The 15218-nt window shown below is 63.8% G+C and carries 15 protein-coding genes and 1 tRNA gene; 6 read left to right on the top strand and 10 right to left on the bottom strand.

Annotation, left to right across the window (positions count from 1 at the left end):
* A complete protein-coding gene (cydB, locus tag AC04PT_RS08675; RefSeq protein WP_482873255.1) occupies positions 1-1002 on the top strand; it encodes a cytochrome d ubiquinol oxidase subunit II in 1002 nt (333 codons plus the stop codon).
* A gap of 171 nt (positions 1003-1173) precedes the next feature.
* Here cydB and AC04PT_RS08670 read toward each other — a convergent pair whose 3' ends face one another.
* Positions 1174-2160: an NAD(P)H-quinone oxidoreductase gene (locus AC04PT_RS08670; protein WP_482873254.1), complete on the bottom strand. Its 987-nt coding sequence runs from the start codon at positions 2158-2160 to the stop codon at positions 1174-1176.
* Between the two features lie 9 nt (positions 2161-2169).
* Positions 2170-2862, bottom strand: a complete 693-nt coding sequence (locus AC04PT_RS08665) for a COQ9 family protein (protein WP_482873253.1) — start codon at positions 2860-2862, stop codon at positions 2170-2172.
* 240 nt (positions 2863-3102) lie between these two features.
* Between AC04PT_RS08665 and rpsU the strand changes: the two genes are divergently transcribed.
* Positions 3103-3309 carry a 30S ribosomal protein S21 gene (gene rpsU / locus AC04PT_RS08660; RefSeq protein ID WP_008207378.1) on the top strand — a complete coding sequence of 69 codons (207 nt, stop codon included), beginning with the start codon at positions 3103-3105 and terminating at the stop codon, positions 3307-3309.
* Between the two features lie 146 nt (positions 3310-3455).
* Here rpsU and AC04PT_RS08655 read toward each other — a convergent pair whose 3' ends face one another.
* Complete coding sequence (locus tag AC04PT_RS08655) at positions 3456-4097, bottom strand: hypothetical protein (RefSeq protein WP_482873252.1); 642 nt, start codon at positions 4095-4097, stop codon at positions 3456-3458.
* A 411-nt stretch (positions 4098-4508) separates the two neighbouring features.
* Entirely contained in the window at positions 4509-4745 is a 237-nt protein-coding gene (locus AC04PT_RS08650; RefSeq protein WP_482873251.1) for a hypothetical protein, read from the bottom strand.
* Between the two features lie 435 nt (positions 4746-5180).
* Between AC04PT_RS08650 and AC04PT_RS08645 the strand changes: the two genes are divergently transcribed.
* Positions 5181-5256, top strand: a tRNA-Trp gene (locus AC04PT_RS08645).
* Positions 5257-5307: 51 nt separating this feature from the next.
* On the opposite strand, the gene AC04PT_RS08640 is transcribed toward AC04PT_RS08645, so the two are convergent.
* The 4 genes from AC04PT_RS08640 to AC04PT_RS08625 all read right to left on the bottom strand — a co-directional run bounded on the left by AC04PT_RS08640 (position 5308) and on the right by AC04PT_RS08625 (position 10166).
* On the bottom strand, positions 5308-5553 hold the full coding sequence (locus tag AC04PT_RS08640) for a helix-turn-helix domain-containing protein (RefSeq protein ID WP_482873250.1): 246 nt from the start codon (positions 5551-5553) through the stop codon (positions 5308-5310).
* 262 nt (positions 5554-5815) lie between these two features.
* Complete coding sequence (locus AC04PT_RS08635) at positions 5816-6826, bottom strand: DUF2278 family protein (protein ID WP_482873249.1); 1011 nt, start codon at positions 6824-6826, stop codon at positions 5816-5818.
* A gap of 12 nt (positions 6827-6838) precedes the next feature.
* Complete coding sequence (locus tag AC04PT_RS08630; RefSeq protein ID WP_482873248.1) at positions 6839-7963, bottom strand: ComEC/Rec2 family competence protein; 1125 nt, start codon at positions 7961-7963, stop codon at positions 6839-6841.
* Between the two features lie 13 nt (positions 7964-7976).
* Complete coding sequence (locus tag AC04PT_RS08625) at positions 7977-10166, bottom strand: S8 family peptidase (RefSeq protein WP_482873247.1); 2190 nt, start codon at positions 10164-10166, stop codon at positions 7977-7979.
* A 276-nt stretch (positions 10167-10442) separates the two neighbouring features.
* Between AC04PT_RS08625 and AC04PT_RS08620 the strand changes: the two genes are divergently transcribed.
* Positions 10443-12281: an alanine--tRNA ligase gene (locus AC04PT_RS08620; RefSeq protein ID WP_482873246.1), complete on the top strand. Its 1839-nt coding sequence runs from the start codon at positions 10443-10445 to the stop codon at positions 12279-12281.
* Here the strand turns inward: AC04PT_RS08620 and AC04PT_RS08615 are convergent.
* Positions 12278-12928: a hypothetical protein gene (locus AC04PT_RS08615; RefSeq protein WP_482873245.1), complete on the bottom strand. Its 651-nt coding sequence runs from the start codon at positions 12926-12928 to the stop codon at positions 12278-12280. The genes AC04PT_RS08620 and AC04PT_RS08615 overlap by 4 nt on opposite strands.
* Positions 12929-13156: 228 nt before the next feature.
* Complete coding sequence (locus AC04PT_RS08610) at positions 13157-13792, bottom strand: ribonuclease T2 family protein (protein ID WP_482873244.1); 636 nt, start codon at positions 13790-13792, stop codon at positions 13157-13159.
* 124 nt (positions 13793-13916) lie between these two features.
* Between AC04PT_RS08610 and AC04PT_RS08605 the strand changes: the two genes are divergently transcribed.
* Both AC04PT_RS08605 and AC04PT_RS08600 read left to right on the top strand, forming a co-directional pair.
* Complete coding sequence (locus AC04PT_RS08605) at positions 13917-14672, top strand: DUF1013 domain-containing protein (RefSeq protein ID WP_482873243.1); 756 nt, start codon at positions 13917-13919, stop codon at positions 14670-14672.
* A gap of 133 nt (positions 14673-14805) precedes the next feature.
* Entirely contained in the window at positions 14806-15126 is a 321-nt protein-coding gene (locus AC04PT_RS08600) for a hypothetical protein (protein WP_482873242.1), read from the top strand.
* Positions 15127-15218 lie beyond the last annotated feature (92 nt).

Here is a 15218-nt window from a genome sequence, read left to right as displayed (position 1 = left end):
ATGGAGTTTGACCTCGCTTTCATCTGGGCCGGGCTGATCGCGTTCTCGGTGCTGGTCTACGTGGTGCTAGACGGCTTCGATCTGGGGCTGGGCATCCTGTTTCCCTTCGCCAAGTCCGAAGCCGATCGCGACCTGATGATGAACTCGGTCGCGCCGGTCTGGGACGGCAACGAGACCTGGCTGGTGCTGGGCGGTGGCGGGCTGTTTGCCGTTTTCCCGCTGGCCTATGCGGTGGTCATGCCCGCACTTTACATGCCGATCACCCTGATGCTGCTGGCGCTGGTGTTCCGCGGCGTGTCCTTTGAATACCGGTGGAGAACCAAGCAGAAGACCGGCTGGAACGCGGCGTTCTTCGGTGGCTCGCTGGTGGCGGCCCTGTGTCAGGGGATCGCGCTTGGCGCGCTGGTTCAGGGGATCGAGGTCGCGGGGCGCGAATATGCCGGCGGCTGGTTCGACTGGCTCACACCGTTTTCGGTGCTGACCGGGGTGGCGGTGGTCGTGGGCTATGCCCTGCTGGGCGCGACATGGCTGGTGCTGAAGACCGAAGGCCTGATCAACGACCAGATGCGACGCTATTCCATGGTGCTTGGTGTGGCGACGCTGGCCCTGATCGGCGTGGTCAGCCTGCTGACCCCGTTTCAGGACCCGGTTTATTTCCAGCGTTGGTTCAGCCTTCCCGGCAGCCTTTGGACGATGCTGGTGCCGGTGCTGATGCTGGGGCTGGCCTATACGTTCTTCACCGGGCTGCGCAATTACGGGGACCTCGCGCCGTTCCTGTCGGCGCTGGGCTTCTTCATCGTCAGCTTCGTCGGTATCGGCATCAGCTTCTACCCGATGATGGTGCCGCCCGCGCTGACCATCCAGGACGCCGCCGCCCCCGACTCCAGCCTCATGTTCACGCTGGTGGGCGCGGTGGTACTGATCCCGATCATCCTTGGCTATACCGCCTATGCCTATTGGGTGTTTCGCGGCAAGATGGACCCGGAAGAGGGCTATCACTGATGCGCTGGCTTTGGTTCGCGGGCCTCTGGCTGGCGGGCGTCACCGCGCTGTGGGCGGTGGCGCTGCTGATCCGCTGGATGATCGGTCAGGGTTGAGCCGACCGTCAAGCCGGGGAAGCCACTTGGCCGCGCCATGGGAGGTCGCAAACCACCGGTCCGGGTGAACCCTGCGTCAGCCCGAGACCTTGAGGACGATCTTGCCGATGTGCTGGCTGGCCTCCATCCGCTCATGCGCGGCGGCAGCCTGGGCCAGGGGGAATTCGCTGTCCATCACCGGCGCCACCTTGCCCGCGTCGAGAAGCGGCCAGACTTTTTCGCGCAGGTCGGCAGCGATGCGCGCCTTGGCGAGGTCGGACTGCGGCCGCAGGGTGGAGCCGGTGATCGTCAGCCGCCGGGTCATGAGCGGGGCAAAGTTCACCTCGGCCTTGGGCCCTTGAAGGAAGGCGATCTGCACCAGCCGGCCATCTTCGGCCAGCGCCTTGAGGTTGCGCACGATATAGTCCCCGCCGACCATGTCGAGGATCAGGTCGGCCCCGCCCTCGGCCTTCAGCACCTCGACGAAATCCTCATCGCGGTAGTTGATCGCCCGCTCGGCACCGAGATCGGTGCAGGCCTTGCACTTCTCGGCCGAGCCTGCGGTGGCGAAGACCCGCGCCCCGAAATGCTGCGCCAGCTGGATCGCGGTGGTGCCGATGCCGGACGATCCACCGTGGACGAGAAACCGCTCGCCACCCTGCAAACCGCCGCGCTGGAAGACGTTGGACCAGACGGTGAAGAAGGTCTCGGCCAGGCAGGCGGCTTCCTTCATGCCCATGCCCTCGGGCACGGGCAGGCAATGCGCCGCCGGGGTGGCCACGTATTCCGCATAGCCTCCGCCCGGCAAGAGCGCGCAGACGTTGTCGCCCACGGCCCAGTCCGAGACATTTGCCCCCAGCGCCACGATCTCGCCGGAGCACTCCAGCCCCGGCAGATCGGAGGCTGTCGGTGGCGGCGCGTATTTGCCCGCTCTTTGCAGCGCGTCGGGGCGGTTCACTCCGGCCCAAGCCACGCGGATCACCACCTCGCCGTTGCGTGGCAGCGGCATTGGGCGGTCGGTGAGGCGCAGCACGTCGGGCCCGCCGGCTTCGGTGATTTCCACCGCCTGCATCGTCTTGGTCATTCTCTATCCCTATTTTTCGGTGTGCGGCACGCTCCAGCGCCCCGGCAGGTCATCACGCCGGCGCGGCGCATGAATGCGTGACAGCAGCATGTTCGGCCCGGCCATCAGCTTCGACAGCACCGGGTTTTCACGCGCCTGCGCCTTCAGCTTTTCGATCTGCATCACGTTGTCGATGCGCCGGTCGAGGAAATCCCAGGTCGCCTGATGCCCGGGCGAGGTGTCGCCCAGCCAGTACAGCACCGTGGCGGAATACACCGCGCTGAGCGTGGCGCGCTTGGTGTACCAGTTGATGTCGTCCGAGCTGTCGCCCAGCGCCGTCCAAATCTTGTCGCAGGTGTCCCAGATCGCGCGGCTGCCGTCGGCGGCGTGATGCGGCAGCGAAAACAGTGTCATCCCCCGGCGCACCAGTTCGCGGTCCTCGACCACCTCAAGCCGCGCGCGGACGGCAAAAGCGATGCGGTCGCGGAACCGTATGCCATCGAGGTGGGTGTCCTGAAGACGCTGCACCATGGCCGCGTCGCCCTTGTGGTGATAGGCCAGCGCAAGGTCCACCGCACCGCGCGGAAACAGGGCGCGCGCGACCGTTTCGTTGACACCGCTGTCGGCGATGGCGGCGCGAAAGGCGGTCTCGGTCCAGCCATCGAAGGGCACATGCGGCTTGATCGCCGTGAGCAGCCTGTCTTGCGGGGTCGGATCGGTCATATGGTGTCTCCTGTGGTCTCAAGGGTACATCGCGGCGCGCGGCGGCGAAACCCGGTTCGCGGCATGGATACATGGATCCGCGTCATGATGCGGAAGGATATGGTCAACCCCGGGCGCGCCATGGCTGTTCCGCGCAGACTGTGCGGCACTGGCGCACTGGACAAAGGCCCTGTGCGCTGCTATACGCGCGTTTCCTGCAAATTCCTTGCAACTCAAAACTAGAAAGGTGGTGAAAACCACATGCAGGTTAGTGTTCGCGACAACAACGTCGATCAGGCGCTTCGTGCCCTGAAGAAAAAGCTGCAGCGTGAAGGTGTCTTCCGTGAAATGAAGCTCAAGCAACATTTCGAGAAGCCGTCCGAGAAAAAAGCGCGCGAGAAAGCTGAAGCGATCCGCCGTGCCCGTAAACTGGCACGCAAGAAAGCCCAGCGCGAAGGTATGCTGTAAGGCTAACCCGGCTTTGGACACAAAGTACACGACGACCCCCGAGCTGATGCTTCGGGGGTTTGTCATTTCCGGGCCCATGCCCCGAACGCAAAGGACCGGCCCTGGGGCCGGTCCTGCCGTATCAGAGATACGAAATCGAAGTCAGCTTATTGCATCAGCAGCGCTTGAACGAGTTGCTCGGTGTCCGACTGGCCTTCGGTGCCCGAGATGGCGTTCAGGATCGACGCGATCTTGGCGTCGCCCAGAGCGGTCAGCTCGGCCATGGTCAGGCTCGGAGCGTATTCCCGAATCTTGATCAGGTTGGCTTCGGTCGCATAGTCGGGGCCGGCCGGCACTGCGGCGCGGTCCATGCCCAGCGCGTCATTGTAGAGCGCTTCGACGGTGCCCTGGATGTCTTCCTCGGTGCCGCCATCCGAAATCTCGTTCAGGATGCTGGCGACGGTTTCACCGCCCATGGCTTCCAGATCGGCCATGGTGGCTTCGGGCACGTACTCCTGAATCGCGATCAGGTTCGCATCGTTGGCATAACCGGCTTCGGCGGCGGGCTGCATGTTCATCGTGGCATCACGATACAGCGCTTCGACGGTGCCGCGGATGTCTTCCTCGCTGCCGCCATCCGAGATCTCGTTGAGGATCGCGTTGACACGTGCATCGCCCATGGCGTTCAGTTCGGACATGGTGGCGCCAGGCACGTACCGCTTGATCTGGATGAGATCGGATTCGGTTGCCGCGAGACCGGCAGTTGCAGTTGCAATAACGAGTGCGCTTGCTGTCATAAGACGTTTCATTTGTGTCTCCTACGTTGGCCCCTTGGGGGACAGGGAAAATTCGTTCCGGCCGTCGCTGACCGGCACAAGACACCAACTGCGGTACCTGAGAATGTTTCCATCACGATAATCTGATATCGGACAAGTTTTTCTGGGGTTGGCAGGTTGCTAGATCAAACTAAGCGCGCGCGGGTGCCTTACCTGCCCTCATAGGGGCGGGCCTTCCATCACAGGCTTACTATCGATCTGAATTTCAATATGTTTTCCGATTTACGGGAGATTGCGGGGGTCAGTTGTCAGCCGGGCATCCGCGCGATAGGCTGGGCCTGCTGTCGCGACGAAGTCGCGCGACATTAAGACAAGATTTCCTGAATTATAGAAGCATCGCTCCGCCGCGCGGAATGGCGGCGGAGCAATGGTGAGTGGCGAGGTTTATTGCGCGGCCCTGAGAAGACCTTCCACGTAATAGCGCGTGTTGGTTTCGCCGTCGGTACTGCTGATCGCCATGAGCAGAACCGCGATCTCGCGGTCGCTGAGCGTCGAGAGGTCGGCATTCGGGGCGTACTGCTGGATCGCGCGGGTATTGGCCGGCGTGTCCATCGTCATGGCCGACGCGGAAGTGGAAACTCCGGCAAGGGCGAGCGCGGTGACTGCAACGAGCGTTTTCATGCTGCTTCCTTTCGATTGATGTGGCCCGGTCGGGCGGGGGTGTCGTCAGGCAAGTGTCTCTGACCCCTGACAGGTTGCGCCGGCCGCGACACATTCTCAAATCACGCTCTGGCTCACGCAGGGTCCCGCAAATGTGGACTTGAACGTGCATGGGATGCTTCCTTGTGGGCCCGAGCAATCGCCTTTCAGCAAGGTTTCACGCGCGTTACGGCGAGAGCGACGTGAATATTCGCCCCCCCGGTCATACGCCATGCGGGGATCACAGGCGCTGTGCATTCACGCACATCACCAATTGAAACCAAATTTCACGGCTCGGTGACGCACAACGCCGCCCGGCTCTTTCCGGCGCGAGGAAAAAGACAGGGCTCGTGAAGGGTTGGGGGAAAAACGGGGTTGATTTCGACCGGACCGGGTTGTATCCGGACACCCGGCCTTAGGGGTATAGCTCAGCTGGTAGAGCGACGGTCTCCAAAACCGTAGGTCGCGGGTTCGAACCCTGCTGCCCCTGCCATTTTCCCGCAAAGATCAGCCGCGTTTGCCGTGCGAAGACCGCGACGACCTGTCAGATCGTCGGCGCTGCGCGTGTGTGCGGCACCTTGCCGGCGCGTTCGACAGTGTCGAGGTCCAGCAGATTGGTACGGTTGACCAGATGATTGTCCATGCCGAGATAGAAATCGTTCGGCACCACGTCGAGCACGTTGCAGAACTGCCAGAGCTTGCTGGCCGAGATGCGGTTGACCCCCGTCTCGTATTTCTGGATTTGCTGAAAGGTCAGCCCGACCTTCCGGGCAAGCACCGCCTGGGACATGCCCGAATGATTTCGGATCATGCGCAGACGCGCCCCAACATGGCGGTCGATCTCTTCCGTAGATATTGTCACCCTTAGGCACCCCTCTGGCCTGCACCGCGATCCAAGCCCTCTCCCTCAGCGAAAGTTCGTACGGTGCCAAGGTGTTATAAAGCGTTTTGCAGATTTTCGAAACTGAAAAATTTCAGGTTTACGTGATTGGTCAGCCGACGCCTGCCGGCGTCGGTCACGTGGCTCTGCGCAGGGTCGGGCGGCCGCCGCGTCAGAACACCGTGGTCCAGGCCTCGCGGGCGACCTCGGACTTGGTGTAGGCCACCTGATGCGCTTCGGCGCCCTCGGCATCGACCAGCGTGATTTCCCCCGCCTTGTTGCGCAGCCGCATCGGACTGCCTGCAAGCGACACGCGCAAGGTTTCGCCCGGCGCCAGTATGCCCGTCAACGGGTGGCTGCGATCCTCGCCATCGCGCAGGGTCCAGCCGTCCAACGTGATGGCCACGTCCGACCGGTTGAGCAGGGTCACGCTCTCGCCCTCCTCTTCCGGGCTGGCGGCGTTGATCAAGGCGGCGACGATGCTGAGCGAAGGCTTGCGGACAGCGCCCGCCACCGGATGCTCGGCCTGCGAGCCCTTGGGGTGGCCGGTGATCGGATCGGTCTGCCAGCTCTGGCTCTGGAAGGCGAGGTAGACGGCGCTCCAGTGGTTTCGGGCGGTGTCATGCAGCACCAGCGCACCGTCCTGATCAGGGCCGTTGTACTTTGCAAATTGCCCGACCGACCCCTGGTTCATGTGGATGTCATGCACGCCGTTGCCCGGCAGGAACCCGAAGTACTTGTCAGGCTTGTCCTGCTCCGGCCCCCAGCGCTCGCCGAAGGCATAGAGCATGAGCGCGCCCGAGGCGATCCCCGCCTCGATGGTCGGCTCGAGGAAGTCGCGCAGGTCATTCTCGGGGCCAGCCAACTGGAACGGGGCGATCGACATGGCATCGCGCTCGACGAAATCGCCGCGCACATAGTCCAGCGCCAGATCGCTGCGTCCGTTCTGGATCGCCGTGACGCCCAGGGGCAGCGCCGCCAGTTCGGCGGTGATCGGATGTGCGAAGGGGTCCTGTTTCCGATACAGCAGGTCGTGCGGGCTGATCTTGGAGCGGGCGTTGATGGCGAGGCGAAAATCGGTGCCGTCCACGTCGAGGCGCACCTCGATATGCGGGCTTTCGTCGTCGTCCAGTGCCAGCGCTGTCGGCCGGCCTTTCAGCACCACGTAGTTTTTCAACGGCATCGCACGCCCTCCTTACAAAACCACCGGGATAAACAGTTCGTCGTCTTCGCGAATTTCCACCGTCACTCCCGCAGCCTGCAACGCCGCCAGTTCAGCGTCGAACAGCGGTTGTTTCTCGGGATGCTCCATTACGACGGTGCCGGACAGGACCACGGTATAGGCGGCCCCCTGCCGCGCCGCGCGCATCATGCGCAGGGCATTGGGTTCGGGGTTGTCGTGCTTGCCGTCGCCGCAAAAGATGTAGGTGTCCGCTGGCACCGCGCGAAAGAATGCCTCGTCGACGTTGTGGTCCGAACCATGGTGCGGGACCTTGAGCACATCGACCTTGAAGGGCTGCCCCGCCTGCTTCTGCCCCTGCTTTTCCAGCCAATCCACGATGTCGTCGCCCCGCGCGTCGCCGGTCAGCAGAACCGTCTTGCCGCCATGCCGGGCAAGGATCACCAGCGACGACAGGTTCGATACGCTGGTGTCGGTCAGCGAGGCGATCTCGGCGGGGTCGAGCCGCGGGTTCCATTTCTGCTGCAGGTCCTCCAGCCGATCCTTGTCCGGCCCGATCACCGTCAGCGTCATGCCCTCCGGCAGCGTGGCCTCCTTGCCCGACATCACCAGCGTGTTCAGGAAGGGCCGGTTGCCGTCCAGCCCCAGCTTGACGAGGTTGTCGCGCAGCGCCCGTCCCTGGTTGACGCTGGCCAGCACGTCCATCGCGCGGTGATCGCCCTCAAGCGCGGGAAAGGGCATGGTGCCGCCGACCAGTGCCGAGGCGACAACCGCGTCGATGGTGGGCTGCAATGCAGCGGGCGTGGCGCCGCCGGTGATGTCGCTGAACGAATTGTGCCAGAAGCGCTTGATGCGCGCCGGATCGCGGAAGTTGTCCTCTTCCTCAATCATCTCGTCGGTCAGTTCAATCAGCCCGATGATGTGGTCCTGATCGATATGGCTCAGCATCGCCAGTTCGAAATTCACCGGCTTGCCGGGGTTTTCGGCATCGCGCAATTCGCGCAGGTAGGGACGCAGGAACTGGCGATAGACACGGTGCGGGCCGCCATCGACAAGGATGCGTCGGGGCGGCGACGACGCGCCGTAGTGGATCACCAGGCAATCGCCGTGGCGCGATCCGAGAACGTCGATCTGAAACATGGGCGCCTCCCTTTCAGATGGATTCGAGCGCGCGCAGCACGTCGACGAGACCCGCGCCTTGAAATTCCGTGCGCCGGCCCAAGTCCGTGGCGGTGGACAGCAGGACCTTCTTGATCCAGGCCGGCTTGCCCTGCATCTCGGGGTGGCGCGCCATCAGCATGGCGGCCGCACCGCTGACATGCGGCGCGGACATGCTGGTGCCGGTGTCCTGCGCCAGCGCCGATCCGGGCGCGGCAGACAGGATCTTCTCTCCCGGCGCCACGAGGTCGGGTTTGGCGCGTCCATCGGCCGTGGGCCCGCGCGACGAAAAGTAGCTGACCCCGAAGGTATGCGGACTGATCCTGTGCGTCGAGCCGACGGTGATGACCTTCTCGGCGTTGCCCGGATCCATGATCGAGCACCAGGCATAGCTGTCGGCCAGCGCCTTGTCGGTCAGCACGGTGTGAAAGCCCCGGTTGCCGGCAGCGGCAATCACGCAGACGCCGGCATCGACCAGCCGGTTGGCCTCTTTGCACACTGGGGTCTGGCCGCAGCCATAGTTGCGCACGTCGTGCTTGATCTGCAGGCTGACATTTGCACCGTGCACGATCGGAAGCTCCCGCGTGCGGTTGAGATAGGCAATGAACTGGAAGGCGGCCATCACGAGGAATTCCTCGGACTGGCCTTCGGCATCGCAGACCCGCAGGTCGTAAAGCCGGATGCCCGGACACATGCCCATCAGGTCTTCTTCCGGCAGGTCGCTGTTAAGGCGCTTGTCGCGCGCGCTTCGCTTGTCGTTCAACGCGCCCTTTTTCAAACGGCCCCCAAGGGTGCCTGCGACATGGGTGCCGTGCTTGTTCTTCGGCACGGTGTAAAACCCGGCCACATGCGGGATTTGCAGGATCGGCTCCAGCAATGGCCAGTCGAGGAATTCGCCCGACGTCAGCCGACGCTTGACGTCCTCGACGTATTCGCTGGCTCTTTGGAGCGTCGCTTTGTCCTTCATACGGTCGGCGAGGTTGGCAACGGAGACCTTTTCGGTATCGTCGGAATTCATCGCGAACAGCAGTTGCAGCACCGTGTCGCGCTCTTTTTCCGACAGGTTGCGGGCCTCTGCCTTGCTCTTGCCGAGGTGGGTTTCGATCTGCTCGGGCGGCAGCAACTTGTCGTACCTGCCTTCGGCAAGGCTTTTGAGACGGTTGAAATCGTAGCTCGCCACCACGCGGCTGCGCTCGATCTCAGGGGTTTTCGCGCCCTTTTCCGGCCTCACGAAACAGGGATGCTCGGCGTCGATGCCGCTGTCCACCACGGCCCAGCAGATGCTCTTGGTGTCGACGCTGAACAGGTTCTCAGCCGCGTCGACCTTCAGCGTCTGACGCGACCGCATAGACGCCAGATCGGCCGGGCGGTTGAGGTCGATGGACCAGACCGGCGCCTGCTTGGGATCGTCCGCCAGATCGGCCTGGATCGCGACCATCTGGTCCAAACGGTCGCCGTACTCCCTGAGGATCTCACGCAGGAACCGGGTGACCTGGGGGTGCAGGTCTTCGGCCGAGGCACCATCAGGATCCTGTCTGAAGATGCTCAGAAGGATCGTGCAGACGCGATGGATATAGGCCCAGCGATCTTCCGGCTCGTCCTGCGGATTTTCAGCGACCTCGCCCCCCGCCTCAGCGCCGATCTTCGCCTTGTGAGCGTCGCGCGCCTTCTGCACGGCCTGTGCCTCGCGAATGATCGTCCAGGCCACCAGGAACCGCCACAACGTCGGCAGCGGCGACCCGATCACGTACCTGTAGAAGGTGCCGAAGCTGCGCGCCCGCGAGGCCTGATCGACCGACTTGCGCCATTTGGCAACATCCTCGGGGTCGAGCGCGCGAAACCAGTAGGTCTGGGGCAGGATGGCCATCAGCATGTCGTCCATATCGGCCGAGGCCAAAACGATCGTTCCGAAGGAATTCAGCGGCGGCGGGTTCTCTTGGTCATATTTTTTGAACGCCGCGCGGATCCGCGCCAGCGCCACATCGGCCCGCACCTTGTAGTTCAGATCGATCAGCAGGGGGCGCCGCTTCTCTGAATCCGCGGCAAAGGCCAGCCACACCGACATCCGGATCGGATTGTCCGAAAAATGCTGCGTCGCCCCGGTGGCGCCGAAGGTGATGAGCACGTCTTCCAACAGGCGCAGCGCGCGCGACTTTCGGGTGATCAGGTCGTCATCATTGAACATGTCAGGGCAAAATGTATGGTTTCAATCGGTTTCGACAGGATGCCACAGCGCCCGTCGCCAGTCTACGATTTGATGTATTTATACTGCCGAACTCGCCTTATCGTAGGCATGGGCACCGCCCCGTCCGCGCCCGTGTTGAAGGCCGCGCCGGTCGTGGCTACAAGGGGCTTGATCTGCCTCCCGCAGCGCTGATATGTGACCCGGTCGAAACCCGTAGGGGGGCGGGCGCCCGTTGCGCCGGGCACCGAACACGCAAGCACCAGTCAGGATGGCACCATGAACACTCAATCAAGCTCCACAAGCCAGGCCTGGAACCGGCCGCTCAGCTCGGACGAGCTGCGCTCAAAATACCTCGGCTTCTTCAAGGAGCAGGATCACGCGGTGATCCCCTCGGCCTCGCTGATCCCCGATGGCGACGCTTCGGTGCTGTTCACCACCGCCGGCATGCAGCCGCTGGTGCCCTACCTGATGGGCCGCGACCATCCCGCCGGAAAGCGCCTTACCGGGGTGCAGAAATGTGTCCGCACCAACGACCTGGAAGAAGTGGGCGACCTGACCCACCTGACCATGTTCGAAATGCTCGGCAACTGGTCGCTGGGCGACTACTACAAGAATGAATCGATCCGCTGGTCCTATGAATTTCTGACCCGCGAAGACTGCCTCGCCATCCCGCACGACCTGCTTTGGGTGACCTGCTTCGAAGGCAACGAAGTCGCCCCCCGCGACGAGGAAGCGGCCGCCGTCTGGCGCGATCTGGGCGTCCCGGACGAGCGCATCCTGTTCCTCGGTATGGAAGACAACTGGTGGGCCATGGGCCCGACCGGCCCCTGCGGCCCGGACACCGAGATTTTCATGGACATGACTCAGACCCCTTGCGAGAACGGCGACAAGTGCCTGCCCTCGCTCTGCGACTGCGGCCGGTTCTTCGAGATCTGGAATAACGTCTTCATGGCGTTCAACCGCACCGCCGAGGGTATCGAGCCGCTGCCACAGCAGAACGTCGACACCGGCATGGGGCTGGAGCGCGTGCTGGCGGCGATCAACGGCGTCGAAAGCGTCTACGAGACCCACTCCTTCCAGCCCACCATCAAGGAGCTGATCTCGCACACTCCGCATTCGCGCGAAGATATCTACGGCGACGAGAAGAAGCTGTTCGCGCTCCGCGTGGTGTCGGACCACTTGCGGACCGCGACCTTCATGATGGGCGACCAGCAGCCAGTGCTGCCGTCGAACACCGGTCAGGGCTACGTGCTGCGCCGGCTGATCCGCCGCGCCGTGCGCTACTGCGAACACCTCGACCTCGCGCCCGAAAACTGGGTCGCCGCGCACAGGATCGTGCTCGACCAGTATTCCGACGCCTACCCCGAGCTGACGTCGGGCAGCCTCGACATCGGCACCGAGCTGTCCAACGAAGTGGGCCGCTTCATGAAGACCGTCCAGAAGGGCCAGAAAGTGCTGGAGCAGAGCCTTGAGGAGCTGAAGGCCGAGGGCAAATCCGAGCTTACGGGCGACGTCGCCTTCCGCCTGTTCGACACCTACGGCTATCCCGTCGAGTTCACCCAGGAGATCGCCGCCGAATCCGGCGTCACCGTCGACATGGAAGGCTTTCAGGTTGCGGGCGAAAAGCACCGCGAAACCTCGCGCGCTGCCGAGGCCGCGAAAAGCGGTCTTGCCGACGACAGCGAGGAAAGCGTCCGCTACCATACCGCGACCCACCTGCTGCACGCGGCGCTTCGTGAAAAATTCGGCCCCACGGTGATGCAGCGCGGCTCGAACATCACCAGCGAACGCATGCGCTTCGACTTTTCCTTCGAGCGCGCCCTGACCAAGGACGAGGTCCGCGAGGTCGAGCAGCGGGTGCAGGAATGGATCGACGCCGGGATGCCCGTGGAACAGGCCACCATGGGCGCCGATGAGGCCCGTGAAAAGGGTGCCATCGGCCTGTTCTCGGACAAGTACGACGACGTGGTGTCGGTCTACTCGATCGGGGACGTGTCGATGGAATTCTGCGGCGGCCCGCACGTGGCCAACACCAACGAGATCGGCAAGTTCAAGATCAAGAAGGAGCAATCCTCCTCCGCCGGCGTGCGCCGCATCCGCGCCATCGTCGACTAGGACGTACCGCCCCTGACCCCGCCGATCGCGCCTGTCTGGCGCGGTCGGCGGCTTTCCCTCTCCGGCCTCTGGCGCACATTGCGGCGTTGCATGGCGACCCAGATCACCACGCCCACCGCCGGTTCGATCAGGCTGATCAGCGCCGCCAGCCGCCCCGAAATCCGCCGCCGCCGCGACAGCCCCATGCGCGCCATGAACGACCGAACGGCTACCGGCGAAAGCGGCGCGGCCGCAGCGTCCTCGACCGTGACATCGCATGTTTCCCGGCCCAGAAGCAGCGACCGCACCAGCCTGCCGATCTCCTGCCGGTGGGCCTTCATTGCCTCGCACCGCCGCCATGTATCGCGTGCCAGCATGAAGGCCGCGTGCGGATCGTGCCCCGTCGCGTGAAAGACCCGCGTCCCGGCCTTGTCCCGTATAAACCAGACCAGTTGTCCGTCATCGGTCACACCGCGCCGCGCGTAAAGCGAACCGCAGTCGGAAAACACAAGGTATGACCCATCCACCCACATCCGCACCCAGCCTTGGCTGTGCCGCGTGATATCGCCTGAGGTGACCTGCAGGCCGGAACAATCCGCCGCCAGCAGCCGGCGCTCGATGGTCAGCCGGTCCCGGGGTGTGGCAGTCGTGCGAGATGTATAATGCATGGCTCACCTGCTGAAATTGCGGGCGACGCGCCGGAACGACTGCTTAATGACCAGCCGCAGGAAGGGACAGACGACGCGACGCCCTCGGATACAGCATCGCTGCAAAGCTGCCGCAACGTAAGTCCGGAATACCTGACCCGCCGCTGTCGCGGCCCGGCCCTTCAACTGGTTGAGCGTACTGTGGGGTGGCCGACGCCGGGGGCAGCGCCCCAAACGCAAGGCCGGCCCTCAGCGCACCGGCGTGAACAGCGCGTCCGTCATGCCGCAATCGCGGATCACGTCGCGCCCGCAAGGCACCGGCTCAAGATCGAGCGACAGGCAGACCCGCGCCTCTTGGATATGCCCGTCGCGGCAGGTGATGGTGATCATGTCCGGCTCCAGCCCCGGATTGGCCTTCACGAAAGCCTCTTCCACCACCGACGCCGGCAACGTCACCGCCTTGTCGAGCTTCCGGAACACCTCGGGGCGGGTGACGCTGTCATAGGCCGCGCGCGAGGCCGCGTAATAGCCTGACGCCGACAGGCCCGAGCAGGTGCCGTGCTTCTTCCACTGGTGCCAGGCCAGCCCGGAGGTGCCCATGATGTCCGCCATGTCCGCCGTCATGGCACGCGACGGCGCGCGTTCGACCGTCGGGCAATAAGAGGGCCAGCCGCGGTGATACTGCGGCCAGAGGCCGTGCAACGTCCAGCCGAAGTCGTGGCGCGGGTCGCATTGCTCCGATCCCTTGGCGTCGCCCTCGATCTCGCACCAGTTGGGCGACCATGACAGCGCCATGACCCAATAATCGAAGTTTCCGGATGTTTCGCCCTCTGCCCGGGCCGCGAAGGGCAGGCAGAGCAACAGCCACAGGCTGATCACACGCATTTTCACTTCCATTTCACCGCTTCAGCCACTATATAGCGCCGAAGTTCCCCGACAACGGAAACCGTCCCGCCCCCGGGACCGCCCTTCCAGGCGACGGGAAAGATATGTTTCAAGGAGATACACCATGGCCAAACTGCTGCACCCCAAGGCGACCGCCGTCTGGCTGGTGGACAACACCACGCTGACCTTCAAGCAGATCGCCGATTTCACCGGTATGCACGAGCTCGAGGTGCAGGGCATCGCCGACGGCGACGTGGCGGCCGGCGTCAAGGGCTTCGACCCGATCGCCAACAACCAGCTGACGCAGGATGATATCGACCGCGCCGAGAAGGACCCGCTGAACAAGCTCAAGCTGAAGTTCAACGCCGCCGCCCGCGACGAGGAAAAGCGCCGCGGCCCGCGCTACACTCCGCTCTCCAAGCGTCAGGACCGCCCGAACGCGATCCTCTGGCTGGTCAAGTTCCACCCCGAGCTGGCCGACAGCCAGATCGCCAAGCTGGTCGGCACCACTAAGCCCACCATCCAGTCGATCCGCGAACGCACCCACTGGAACATCGCCAACATGCAGCCGATCGACCCGGTCGCGCTGGGCCTGTGCAAACAGACCGAGCTGGACGCCGCCGTGCAGAAGGCCGCCTCGAAGAAGGCCGCCGAAGGCGCCGCAATGTCCGACGACGAACGCCGCAAGCTGCTGTCCACCGAACAGAGCCTCGAAATGCCGGCAGAGCCGCGCATCCCGACGGCCATCGAGGGGCTCGAGACCTTCTCGCTGTCTGACAGCGACGATGATGAGGAGGAAGAGGACAACCGCGACATCCACGACGCGGACAGCTTCTTCAACCTGCCCGGCAGCGACGACGACGAAGACGAACAGCCCTGAGCGGCCCGGCCCTGTGACAAATCTACCACCGCCCGCGTAACCTCTGGGCGGTGGGAACCGATCCTTGCGTCGTGATGTTGACCTTGCACATCACGCGCCGGCCAGCCCGGCCCCCACGAGGAAGGATCGCCCCATGTGCCTGTTCAGCGCTTTCGAAGCCCACGTCACCGCAGCCTCGTCCGAGGCCCCCGACGAGACCCGCCTGTCGGTGTCGCGTGCGAGTGAAGGTTTCGTCTACGTCGACGTGCTGGGCCCCACCTTCCACGACGCCTCGGACCATGCGATCACCCTGATCGACCGCTGCGCCAAGACCCGTCTTGAAGACGAGGACGGCTCGGTCGAAAGCAACTACCTGCACGGGCAGGTGCTGCGCTCTGACGACGGTGTCCCGGCCGGATACCGCTGCATCTTCGAACTCAGCCCCTGCGCCTACGGTCACCGTCCGGCCGCGTGAAGCACGAGGTTCGAAACACCCCCGAACCGATGAGACGCGCGCCCCGGAGCTGATCCGGGGCCTCACATCGCGTGGTGCCGCCCGCCGAATCC

This window comes from Litorisediminivivens sp. KMU-197, assembly GCF_056858395.1.
Note: the sequence above shows the minus strand (reverse complement) of the source record. Positions and strands in the feature narration are given on the sequence as shown.